At 27.4% G+C, this 12841-nt stretch carries 12 protein-coding genes; 3 read left to right on the forward strand and 9 right to left on the reverse strand.

Annotated elements, in window-relative coordinates; translation table 11 throughout:
• The 4 genes from ACRDBA_RS14680 to ACRDBA_RS14695 all read right to left on the reverse strand — a co-directional run.
• The coding region (locus ACRDBA_RS14680) for a putative polysaccharide biosynthesis protein (RefSeq protein ID WP_438573679.1) at positions 1-1433 on the reverse strand (1433 nt) is incomplete at its 3' end.
• Between the two features lie 20 nt (positions 1434-1453).
• Positions 1454-2419 (reverse strand): RluA family pseudouridine synthase, encoded by a 966-nt coding sequence (locus tag ACRDBA_RS14685; RefSeq protein WP_438573680.1) that lies wholly within the window; start codon positions 2417-2419, stop codon positions 1454-1456.
• A 65-nt stretch (positions 2420-2484) separates the two neighbouring features.
• Positions 2485-3672, reverse strand: a complete 1188-nt coding sequence (locus ACRDBA_RS14690) for a M20 metallopeptidase family protein (RefSeq protein ID WP_438573681.1) — start codon at positions 3670-3672, stop codon at positions 2485-2487.
• Between the two features lie 238 nt (positions 3673-3910).
• Positions 3911-4399, reverse strand: a complete 489-nt coding sequence (locus ACRDBA_RS14695) for a GNAT family N-acetyltransferase (RefSeq protein WP_438573682.1) — start codon at positions 4397-4399, stop codon at positions 3911-3913.
• Between the two features lie 226 nt (positions 4400-4625).
• Between ACRDBA_RS14695 and ACRDBA_RS14700 the strand changes: the two genes are divergently transcribed.
• Positions 4626-6653: an EAL domain-containing protein gene (locus ACRDBA_RS14700; RefSeq protein ID WP_438573683.1), complete on the forward strand. Its 2028-nt coding sequence runs from the start codon at positions 4626-4628 to the stop codon at positions 6651-6653.
• A gap of 180 nt (positions 6654-6833) precedes the next feature.
• Here the strand turns inward: ACRDBA_RS14700 and dnaB are convergent, their stop codons facing one another.
• Entirely contained in the window at positions 6834-8108 is a 1275-nt protein-coding gene (gene dnaB, locus ACRDBA_RS14705; protein ID WP_438573684.1) for a replicative DNA helicase, read from the reverse strand.
• 34 nt (positions 8109-8142) lie between these two features.
• A complete protein-coding gene (locus ACRDBA_RS14710) occupies positions 8143-8688 on the reverse strand; it encodes a replication initiator protein A (RefSeq protein ID WP_438573685.1) in 546 nt (181 codons plus the stop codon).
• A gap of 214 nt (positions 8689-8902) precedes the next feature.
• Here ACRDBA_RS14710 and ACRDBA_RS14715 point away from each other — a divergent pair, with 214 nt between their 5' ends.
• Complete coding sequence (locus ACRDBA_RS14715) at positions 8903-9118, forward strand: hypothetical protein (protein ID WP_438573686.1); 216 nt, start codon at positions 8903-8905, stop codon at positions 9116-9118.
• A 45-nt stretch (positions 9119-9163) separates the two neighbouring features.
• Here the strand turns inward: ACRDBA_RS14715 and ACRDBA_RS14720 are convergent, their stop codons facing one another.
• From ACRDBA_RS14720 to ACRDBA_RS14730, 3 genes are all read right to left on the reverse strand, one after another.
• Entirely contained in the window at positions 9164-9400 is a 237-nt protein-coding gene (locus ACRDBA_RS14720) for a hypothetical protein (protein WP_438573687.1), read from the reverse strand.
• Between the two features lie 15 nt (positions 9401-9415).
• Positions 9416-9997 carry a hypothetical protein gene (locus tag ACRDBA_RS14725; RefSeq protein ID WP_438573688.1) on the reverse strand — a complete coding sequence of 194 codons (582 nt, stop codon included), beginning with the start codon at positions 9995-9997 and terminating at the stop codon, positions 9416-9418.
• Between the two features lie 192 nt (positions 9998-10189).
• The gene (locus ACRDBA_RS14730; protein WP_438573689.1) at positions 10190-10636 is read right to left on the reverse strand and encodes a hypothetical protein; all 447 of its coding nucleotides are present in this window, start codon (positions 10634-10636) and stop codon (positions 10190-10192) included.
• A 420-nt stretch (positions 10637-11056) separates the two neighbouring features.
• On the opposite strand from ACRDBA_RS14730, the gene ACRDBA_RS14735 reads away from it, so the two are divergent.
• Positions 11057-12688: an IS1182 family transposase gene (locus tag ACRDBA_RS14735; protein ID WP_438573690.1), complete on the forward strand. Its 1632-nt coding sequence runs from the start codon at positions 11057-11059 to the stop codon at positions 12686-12688.
• Positions 12689-12841 lie beyond the last annotated feature (153 nt).

Below are 12841 nucleotides of genomic sequence, written 5' to 3' on the forward strand. Positions count from 1 at the left end.
TTTACTATTCTCATTACTGGTGATTTAAATGCATATATTACTCCACTCATCATAATAGATGATATTAATGGAATTATTGCTTGACCTATCACAGGAATTCTTACTTTAAAGAACTTTTGTAATTTAATATGATTAATAATTGCTGGTATTAAAAATGAAAAGAATGTCCCTATAACAGCTCCTACTATATTTATATCTGGAATTCTAACTAATAGTATGTTAAATACAACCTTAAATGCAATTCCTAAAGAAGCAGTTCCTATAATAAGGTAAAACTTATTTATTCCTTGCAGTATTACATTTTGAATACTTGTTATTGACATAAATATTAAAACTATTGATCCATACATAAGCAATTTATATCCATCCCCTGCATTAGGGAATAAAAATGCATAAATTTCCTTACTTAAAAGAGCTAACCCTAGTGTTGCTGGAATAACTATCATATAAGTTATTCTAAATGCATACTTTGTTTGCTTTTTTAAATCTTTTTTATCCTTATGAACAAAGGCTTGAATTATTCTTGGGAATATTGATGTTCCAAGTGCTGTAACTATAGTAAGTGGCACATAAAGTAAAACTTTATAATATCCAAGTACTGCTGAATACTCATTTATAGCTACTCCATTGAATCCTGCTGCCTTTAAACTTTTTCCTACAGTAATTACATCAACTACTCCTGCAAAATTTTGAACACCTGCTACAAGAGTAATAGGTAATCCATACATAACTAGCTTTCTAATTATTTTTTTGTCAGAAATAGATTTTTTTCCTTCGTTATGATTTTCTATTGCTTCATCTTCATAATTTCTCTTTTCGTAGATATAAATTATATAAACTATTGCAACTAAAGCCCCTAAAGAAGTTCCTATAGTTCCTCCCGCACTTCCCCACTGTACACTTACTCCAACTAATAGAGCTGCAAATACTAAGCTTAGCATTACATTTACAAGTTGCTCTAAAACTTGTGATATAGCAAGGGAATGCATATCCTCTATCCCTTGCATATATCCTCTATATGCTGCTAAAATAGCTGCTAAAACTATAGCTGGTGCTAAAAATACAAATGAAAGTGCTGAGTCTGGTCTTGATATTAGGTTTGCAAATGGAAATGCAATAGCCATAAATAATACCGTTAAAAGTCCGCCTCCAATGGCTAAGTAATTCCTTGAAAGCTTTAAGGCTCTTAATGCATCTTTATGATTTCCTACAGCTCTTAATTCTGCTACTACCTTTGTTATTGCTGGTTGAGCTCCTAAACTAGATATTGCAAATAAGAATATAAATATGTCATATCCTACAGAATATATACCATATCCATTCTCTCCAATTATCCCTGTTAATAGTGGAACATATAAAGCTGATAACAGTTTTCCTAAGATACCTGCAACTGATAATATTAAAAATCCACGTCCAGCAGTTCTTTCTTCCATAATTTTCCCCTTTTAAAAATCTATCTAAACTTAAATACGTCTGTCTTTATTTTCTTAAACATTGGTGGTAGAGCTTCTACTACAGTTTTGTTCTTTAAATAAGCTAATTTTTCTGGAGTATTTCTAAATATTAATTTATAAGCATAAAGGAATTGACATTCTAATCCAAACTTATTTGCAAAGAATGAATTAAGCTTTCTATCTCCATACTTACTATCTCCTATAATAGGTGTTCCTATATGAGCTAAATGAGCTCTAATTTGATGGCTTCTTCCTGTTATAAGGTTTATTTCAAGTAATGAATATGCTCCATTAGTTTGAATAGTTTTAACTTCCATTGCTATTTCTTTAGAATCCTTAACTTCTTCATCATAAACCTTAGATATATTTACATCTTCATTTTTTAAGATATATCCTTTATATAAACCATCCTTAACTTTACCTTTAACTAAAGTCATATAGTATTTTTCAACTTTTCCTTCTCTAATCATTTCATTTAATGACCTTAAGGCTTCAAAGTTTTTACCAAATATAACTATACCTGATGTATTTCTATCTAATCTATTACATGATGCTGGTGTAAATGTAATTTCATTTTCAGGTAAGTAATCACCTTTTTCATTTAAATAAGATAAAACATAATCAGTTAATGTAGCTTCTTTTCCTTTTTGATCTGGATGAACTAATACACCAGGCCATTTTTCAACTACAAGTAAATTTTCATCTTCAAAAGTAACCTTTAAGCCACCTGCTTCAACTTTAATGAATTTCTTTTTTCTTTCTTCTTTATTACTTTGAATATATTTAATTTCAATGACATCATCTAATTGAAGACTATAGTTTTCCTTTTGCTTTTTACCATTTACTCTTATGTCACCTTTTCTTAAGGCCTTAAAGATTTTACTTAAAGGTACATCCTTTAATAACTTTCTTAAAAATTTGTCTAATCTTTGACCTGCTTCATTTGTTCCTATTGGTATTATCAAATTAATCACTCCTAGTGTTTATTGTCTTAATTATACTTTCCCCATTGTTATAGATTAATATTATTTTAGCTTCTTGTCAAATATTGAAGAACTAACTCACATTGTATGGAAACACCTGTTTCTAAGGCATCCTCATCAATATCAAAAAGATTGCTATGTGCTGGATGAATAATTCCCTTTTCTTTATTGCCAGTGCCTAAGAAATAAAATACAGATGGTCTTTCATTTGCAAAGTAAGAAAAGCTTTCTACACCCATCTTAGATTTTTTCTGTTCTAGTACATTTTCTTTTCCTAAGATGTTACTTGCCACTTCTATAAAAAGGTCTACCATTTCATCATTATTATAAAGACTAGGATATGAATCTTCTATTTCTATTTCTGAGCTTGCTCTAAATGCCTTGCATATTCCTTCTACTAATTCTACTAATCTATCTTTTATAAAGATTCTATCTTCTTTTTCCATAGTTCTAATAATTCCATTTAACTTTACTTCTTCTGGAATTATATTTTGAGCTGTTCCACCATGAATACTACCTATTGTAATAATAGCTGGATTAGAGGTATCTACTTCTCTACTAATAATATTTTGAATTGCTAAAACCACTTCACTTGCCACTACTATTGGATCTATGGATTTATGAGGATAAGCTCCATGAGCTCCTGCTCCCTTTATAGTTATACTAAATGGATTTGAAGCTGCATTAACTACTCCTCTTCTTACCATTACAGTTCCATTTTCTATAGATTCTTCTACATGCAATCCGCAAATTTTTTCCACATAAGGTGAGTCTAAAACTCCCTCATTTATCATAAATCTAGAGCCTCCTACAGTTTCCTCTGCTGGCTCAAACAATAACTTTACAGTTCCACTAAATAAGTTCTTATGCTTATTTAAGAGCTTTGCTGCTCCTAACAAGATTGCTGTATGAGCATCATGACCACAAGCATGCATCCTTCCATTAATCTTAGATGAATAATCACATACTTTTTTATCCTCTAAAGGAAGTCCATCAATATCTGCCCTTAGTGCAATACATCTATTTAAATCATCACCCTTTGTTCCCTTAATTATTCCACATACTCCTGTTTTTGCTGTCTCTATAAAAGGTATATTTTCTGCTTTTAAAAACTCTTTAATAAACCTAGATGTTTCCCTTTCTTGCATTCCAAGTTCTGGATATTGATGCAAGTTTCTTCGTAAGGTAATCAATTCATTTCTTATGTTTTTAGCTTCTAATTTAAATATACTCATTTTACCTCTCTAAAACATTATTTAATAATAAAAACAGGTATATACTGGAAGTATAAACCTGTTTTTAATTATACCCTACTAATATTTATTATTCAATATACTGTAAAAATGAAAATTTTAAATAAAATGCGCAAAAAATTACTCTTATTAATTAATTTAATCTATTAGTTTTTTAATTCTTAACTTTTTTATATACTTCAATTAACTCTTAACTTTTAAGTATTTTACTTTGACTTAATTACATATACTCAAAAAAGCCTACTGTATAAGGATATTTTTTATAAGATTTTTTGCCTTTATAAATGAATCCATTTTTTACATACCAATCAACTAGTTTAGTATTTTCATACATACATCCTAATGAAAGCTTTTTACCACCAAGATTTTTCATATCTTCTTTAGCTTTATCAAGTAATAATATTCCGTATCCATTATTCCTCCACATAGGTAGTATGGATAAATTTTCTAATATATATATTAAATCATTTTTCTTTTTTAGCTGCATAAAACCTATTAATTCTTCATCTTTAAATAAACCATACATTAAATTCCCACTTTTCTTATCACTTATAAGTTTCCCTTTGTTAATAAAAGCTGCATTCCCCTTTGAATTATCCTTAGTTAATCCATATTCTTTAGCTACTGTTTCAAATGAATTATGTATAACTTTTAAAACCTCTTCTATATTATCTTCTTTTATTTCAAGTATTTTCACTGTATTACTCATTAAACCCGTCCCTTTATTGGTATTTTATAATAATTATAATATATTTAATCATTTTACACCTATAATAAATGACATAAAATACATACTAATACTATAACTATTTAAGATTGTTTTTTATTTTTATTATATTACTATCTATAAATCTATAAAGCGTAAAGATTAATTATGTAATATTTTAGATTATTATGATATAATATGTAGCTGTAACAATATTAAGGAGGTAACCATGAAAAATTACTTTTATACTTTTGTTTATAAAATTTATAGTAATAAATGGATATTGTCTATAAAAGACGGTTTATTAAAAATAAAACCTTTGATTTTAATAGGTTGCTTTTTACAAATTTTTCTTTACATGTTTGACATTGCACATTATTTGTTTATTATAGATAAATACGAAATTTATATATCGTCTCTATATAAAATTAGAACTGTTATTAATATTGCTTTAATTTACTCACTTCCATTTTCTATTAGTAGTACATTTGTAGATAATTTTAATAAAGATAGTAAGAATGATATAAAAATATGTTCTGTTATCCCAGCATCGATATCAGTTACTTGCACTCATATTTTAAATATAAACTATAATAATCACCCTGACAATTACGCCATATATATTTTTAAAACTTGTTTGTCATTTGTTTTTGTATTGATTACTTCTCAATTTTTCATCTTTGTTTATAAATATATAAAGAAAATTAAACTTAAAAAGTTAAAGTATTACGATAAAATTTATGAAAATGCTACATACGCTATAATTCCATCTATACTAACTATATTAATGACAATATTATTTAAGTTTGCTATTCTTAACAAGTTATTTGATAGATTTATTATTCTAGGAAGTAGCAGTGAATCTATATTCTTCACCTTAAAAGATGTACTTCTAAATCAATTAATTTGGTTTTTTGGTGGAAATGGAGGGCATATATTATACGGTCAATCTGACACACCTTTCTATGTTATATTATCTAATTTAGGAGGCGCTGGTTCTACAATTTGCCTTTTATTAGCAATATATATACTTAAACCCAAAAGACAAAGTAATATAAATTCACCATTAATAGTAATAACTAGTTTTTTTAATATTAATGAACCTATTATTTATGGGCTACCTATTATTTTTAACCCAATATACTTAATTCCTTTTATATTAGTTCCATTGATATCGACTTTAATAAGCCTTTTTGCCCTATATATAGGATTTATAAATATTGATACTATTTTTATAAGTTCCTCTATGCCTATATTTATTAATGGTTACTTTTTAACTGGTGATTTTTCAGGTGTAATTGTTCAAATAATAAACTTAGTAATAGGAACCCTTATTTATATTCCATTTGTTAAATTATCAGATAAAGTTTTTGAAATAGAAGTTAAACATTCTTATAATAAATTTAAGTATTATAATTTTTCAAGTAAATCTAATGATTTAAAACTTATAAATAGAACTGATTCAATAGGCCGAATATCTAAAATTTTATCTATTGATTTATATAATGATTTAATTAAAGAAAATGGATTATATTTAGAATATCAACCTCAAGTGAATAAACATTGTTTAGTTATTGGTGTAGAAGCCTTATTTAGATGGAAACATTCAACTCTTGGGAATATTCCCCCTAACATTGCTATATATCTTGCAGAAGAATCAGGTTACATAAATAAATTAGGAAAATGGATTATAAAAAAATCTTGTGCTGAATTTAAAGAAATCCTTAATGAATCAAATATTAATCTAGAACTTTCTATTAATATATCTTCAACACAATTAAAAGATCCTTCTTTTTATGTTTTTATTAAATCTATTATAGAAGAAAATAATTTGAAATTTAGTGATATTAAATTAGAAATAACTGAAACATCTGCTTTAGGTACTGATAGCATAACTATATCTCAAATAAAGCAACTAAGCTATTTAGGCGTAAAATTTGCTATTGATGATTTTGGTGAAGGATATAACCCTATTTTATATATAAAAAGATATTCTATCGATACTATAAAGCTTGATGGAAGCCTTATTAGAGATATTGAAATAAATAAAGATTCACTTTCAATAGTTGATGCAATGTACACACTTTGTGAAAATTCTGATTTAAATATTGTTTGTGAATTTGTAGAAAATGAAAATCAAAAAGCTATTTTAGACTCCTTAGGTGATGGTATATATCAAGGATACTTATTTAGCAAACCTCTAAAGGCTAAGGATTGTTTAAAATATATTAATGAAAACAAAAAAACAGTAGGATAGTAATATGCCACCTTTAATAGTAAACAAGTTAAATAATAAAATTGTTTACTATAAAGGTGTCTTCTCATATCTTACAATTTTACTTTTTTTAAGATAGTTAAATATACATTCTTTATGATAAATATTAGGTAAAATTTTCTTACTTAAAATTAATATTATCTATTTTAGCTCAGTAAACCTCTAAATATTTGGCAACCACTTAAGCTTAAACATACCTGTAACACCATTTCTATTTTTAGGTATTAATATTTCACAAATACCCTTTGCCTCACTATCTTTATAGTAGTATTCATCCCTATAAAGCATAGCTATTATATCAGCATCCTGCTCAATTTCCCCTGACTCTCTTAAATCTGACATAACTGGTCTTTTATCTACTCTAGATTCTACTCCCCTTGATAATTGTGATATAGCTATAACATTTACTCCAAGTTCTCTAGCTAAATTCTTAAGTGCTCTAGATATATCACCAACTTCAGTTGATCTATTCGTCCATTTTCTTTCCTCTGATTTAATAAGTTGAATATAATCAACTACAACTACATCTAACCCCACACTTGCCTTTAACTTCTTTGATTTTGCCTTAATTTCTTCTGCCGTTAATGCTCCTCCGTCATAAATATAGGCATTTCTACGACTTAAAGTGCTTGATGCTTCTGATATTTTTATAAAATCATCATCTAATAATTTTCCTGATTTTATCTTGCTTAAATTAATACCACCTTCATAACTTAAAAATCTGTCTGCTATTTCTATTCTAGACATTTCAAAGGAAAATATAGCAACTGTACTTTTCTTAGCTGCTTCTAATGCTATATTTAGTGCGAAAGCTGTTTTCCCTATAGAAGGTCTTCCTGCAATAACAAATAAATTCCCCTTTTGAAGTCCTCCTATTACTTTATTTAAGGATTCAAATCCTGTATCTACTCCTATTATATCTCCACCTTTATTATATCTTTCTTCAATTTCACAAAGTTCTTCATCAATACATTCAGATAGCTTGTACATATCACCTTTTTCACCTATAAGCTTATACATCTCCCCAAGTCCGTAGTTTATTATCTCATCAGCCTTTTCATCCATTAAATAAGCCCTTCTTATTAGTTCTCTACTCATTTCTATAATATTTCTTTTCTTTGCACTATCCTTTATTAATTCACAATGATATCTAATATTTTCACCTAATGTAGCTCCCTCATAAAGCTTTACTAAATAAGTAACTCCACCTACTTCCTGCAAAATCCCTTTATTATTTAAGCTTTGTGACAATGTAGGAATATCACATACTAATCCCTCATTGTAAAGTTCCTTTATTTCTCTAAATATTTTAAAATTATTTGTATAATAAAAATATTCACTTTTTAATATATCAACTACCTCTCTAACTACTTCTTTATAATTAAGCATAGACCCTAAAATAGCTTGCTCACTTTCTATTGCTTTTGGTAACTCCATAAATATTCCCCCTTAAAATTATTTTTCCTATAAATTAATCTTCAAAGTTAAATTCCTCTAAGTAACAACTATTTACTCCAATATCTTTTTTTACATATTTATTATTATAAGTTTTATTATTATAAGTTTTATTAGGGTACAAATTTTGTACCTTGGATGGTGCAATATTTGTACCATCCATAGTATCTTTTTTGTGCCTAGCCTCTTTATCTCCATCAACAAAAAACTCACCTAAAAACATCCTTCGTTTAGAATTATACCCTCCCATCTTCTCAATCTTTAATAATTTCATCGCTTCAAGTTCTCTTATAGTTCTTCTAGCTTTACCCCTAGATACCTTAAGTATTTCAGAAATCCTTTCTAAAGATGCTACTACATATGTTCTTCCATATTTATCTATATAATTATTGCTTCTACTTAACTTAAACCTATCTAATAAAATTCCATATAGTAATACAGCATCATTACTTAAATCCTTATAAGCTTCTTCTGAATAAATCTCCTTTGGAATTGTTATATACCCTCCTCTTTGCAAGTCGCAATTATACAAATACCTAAACTCTCTAGCTATTTCTTCCATAAAGCCTTCTCCTTTCCTTTTTTAATTAAAATAATCTTATCTCTTTTAATATTTCTATTAAAAGCCTTCCATACTTATAATTACGGAGCAAACCACGAAAATTTGAAATAAATTATAATTTTTTTTATTTTTCTTTTTAAAATATACTTTTGTGCATATTTACTTAATGAAGGGAAATTTTTATAAGAATAAAATTAAAAAATGAGGTGTCAAAATGATAATGTCAAAGGTAAATAATAAAAAAGAAAAGCTAAATGGTATTACCCCTCCTATAAATGGAGAAGAATTTACAATAGTAAGAGGATATAAGCTTAGACCCTCTACTTTAAGAAAACTTTTAGAAATTAAAGCCAAACATACAGATGTTAATATTTACTTAAATACAATCCTTGATGAAATAATAAATTATTATTACAGCAATCACTTTTAAACTCTTAATAATTTCTACTCAAAAAAGAAAAAACAGTAGGAATACCTACTGTTTTACTGACTTTTTAAGTTCTTTAATTTTACTAGTTGCTTTATTTATATTTTCATCAAGTACCTTAACTTCTAAGTCTTTACCACTTAACTCTCCATTTATCTTTTCATATTCTTCATTTAATTCTGTTGTTGTATGCGAAGTTGTAGGTGATCCAATTGCAATTCCTACAAAAAGGCATATTAATGATATAATTATAGTTCCCATGTATTTTTTTATATTTGTAATCATCTATTTCACCTCTAATTAAAAGCATTTAGAGCATGGACCTAATCCATTACTTATAGCTTGATCTACTGTAATTTGACTTGCGCTTGCTGAATCTGTATTTCCACAATTGTTTCTGCTATGATATTTAGAACCTGATTTAGTTTTCCAAACAAGTTGTCCTATTGGTTCTTCTTCAACATAGCCTGTACCAGCATTTGAGGAATTATAATCTTGTTGAGAATTAGCTAATGCTAAAGCCTCTTCTTGTGCCTTTCTTTCAGCATCTTCTCTTGCAAGTCTATCTGCTTCTTCCCTAGCTTTTCTTTCAGATTCTTCTTTAGCCTTTTTCTCAGCTTCTTCTTTTTCTATTTTTTCTTGTTCAAGCTTCTTTGCTTCTAACTCTTTTATTTCTTCATTTAAAGAATCTAATTTTTCATTACTTTCTTTAATTACAGAGTTCTGTTCTTTCACTTGAATTGAAATAGTTTCATTTTTAGCTAAAAGAACATCAATTTCCTCTTGAGTCGTACCACCTGTAAATCCTAAAGTAGCTCCTACAGCTAAACTAATAATAGCTGCAATAATTGATTTTCTTCTTTTAATCATAAATTTTCTCATTATTATACCACCTTCCCCCTCATGTATTTTACCCATATTTTAGATATAATTCAACATTAAATTATTATTTTTTTATATTTTTATTAATAATTTTTACCAAATATGCTTAATCTTTATTATCAAAGGTATAAAGTAAATAAAAGCATTAGAAGTATTAAATTCAACACTTTTAATGCTTTTATAATTTACTAACTATATCTTAAAATGCTTTAATATAATATCAAAAGGAAACAACCTTTCTTTATATAATAAAATGCTTGCAAACATCCCTTGTACTACACCAATTGAAAAAAATAATACATGTAAAAAATTTATTTCTCTTAGCATTATACATTGGACAACAATCCAAATAATTAAAGCACATGCAAAAAATCCACTTATATATCCTTTAAACTTAACATCTAATTTTATAAATACTGCTGCTAATAAATTACCTAAACCTATTACAATAAATAAAATAATACCAGGTATTAAAAAATCATTAAATGGTGAGTTTTTTAAATATATTTCAGCACTCAACCCAAGTGGCTGAACTGGGTTTGTTATAGCTGCACTGCCTCCTGCTAAAGCACCAATACCAACTATTAAGTGCAATATAAGTAACATTGTTCTTATTAGTTTTTTACATTCTTTTTTCATCTATTCCTCCTACATTAAATTAATTACGTTATTAAGAGCAACCATTATATTTAAAATCACTCTCCTTTTTATTTAAGATTATTTTTTGCTAATATCAAGTAATTCTCCTATTTATATGATATTATAAATTTGCAATTTATTGTTAATTAAAGTTAAATTTAGAGATTATTATTGTGAAGAAAAAGCTTGTCTCATTTTTATGTTTATTTATTTTCTTAATTCTTACAGGCTGTAAATCAAATTATACGCCCAATATAAAAGGATTTTATCAAAGTGAAAAAACTATTCTTCATTATAGCCTTTATTGTATTATAATAAACAAGGGGCTGTCGCACTAAGAAATTAGTGTACAGCTCTTTTTTTGTGCAAAAAGATAAATCCCAAACTTATAAAGTTTGGGATTTAACATAAAATATTTTTATGAAAACAAAAGAAAATATTTTACAAGAAGATTATACTACTTATAAAAAGCTTTATCAAGTCAAACTTCAGTTTGATTTGGATTATAAAATACCAGCAAATGATCCGGTAAGATTATTAAGTCAATTTGTTGAGGAGTTGAATTTAAATGACTTATATTCCACTTATTTTAGAATAAGGGAAAATCAAATCTCACCTAAAAATATGCTGAAAATCATGCTTTATGCTTATATGAATCGAATATACTCTTCAAGAGATATAGAATGTGCATGTCGTAGAGATATTAATTTTATGTTTTTGCTTGAAGGGGCTTCCGCACCCGACCATTCAACATTAGCAAGATTTAGAAGTATTCACTTTAGCCCTTATGCTGAAATAATTTTAGCTGAAACATCAAATTTTTTATATAAAATTGGTGAAGTTTCAGGTAAATCTATATTTATTGATGGTACTAAAATAGAAGCTTGTGCAAATAAGTATACATTTATATGGAAAAAGTCTGTTACAAAAAATATGGCCAATTTACTTATAAAAATAGCCGACCTTGTTAAAGAGTGTGAATTACTTTATGGTATTAAACTAGTTTACAAAGATAAAGTTCAAATGAGGCATGTAAAAAAACTAAAAAAGAAACTTAATCAACTTAAGAAATTAGAAGGAATAGAATTCGTCCACGGATGTGGTAAAAGAAAAAGTCTATTACAAAAATCAATAGAAAGTCTTGATGAATATCTTTTGAGACTTAAAGATTATACAAAGAAAGTCTACACTTGCGGTGAAAGAAATAGTTATTCAAAAACTGATATAGATGCTACTTTTATGAGAATGAAAGAAGATGCAATGAAAAATGGTCAACTCAAGCCAGCTTATAATCTTCAACATGGCGTTGATGCTGAATATATAACTTGGCTTACTATCGGCCCTCAACCAACAGATACAACTACATTGATTCCATTTTTAACTGGAATGGAAGAAAAGTTAGATTTTAAATATTCAAAGATAGTTGCTGATGCAGGTTATGAAAGTGAAGAAAATTACTCATTTATTGAAGATAATAATCAGATTGCATTTATAAAACCATCCAATTATGAGATATCTAAAACAAGAAAATATATAAATGATATTAGCAAAGTTGAAAATATGAATTATGATTATGATACCGATTCTTTTATATGCAAAAATCACAAAAGGTTATCAGTTCAAGGAACAGTAATTAAAAAATCAAAGACAGGATATAAAAGTGAAAAAACAATATATATTTGTGAAGATTGCAGCAACTGTGAGTATAAATCTAAATGTATAAAGGGAAACAATTCCAAAATGCCATTAGAAAAAAGAACTAAAAAATTTGAGACTTCAAAAAAGTTTAATAGACAAAGAAAGGAGGATTTAGATAGAATACTTACAGAGGAAGGGTGTCAACTTAGAATTAATAGGAGTATTCAAGCAGAAGGTTCTTTTGCACAAATAAAGCACGACATGAGCTTCAGAAGATTTATGTGTAGAGGTAAAAATAATGTTTTAGCAGAAAGTATTTTACTTGCAATTGCTCATAACATTAAAAAATTACATAATAAAATCCAAACTAACCGAACTGGTAAGCATTTATTTGATCTAAATCCAGCTTCATAATTTATTTTTTTTAGTCTTTTTATTAGGCTTATTAAAGTGCGCCTATTTTAGATGATGTATTTATACATCATCTAAAATCAGCCTCAGGTTTCCATAGATATGAAAAAGGAGCTATCGCTAGCGGATTTTATAATCCGCTAATGCGACAGCCCC

Origin of the sequence: Clostridium sp., assembly GCF_051654825.1 — a bacterium.
Lineage (GTDB): Bacteria > Bacillota > Clostridia > Clostridiales > Clostridiaceae > Clostridium.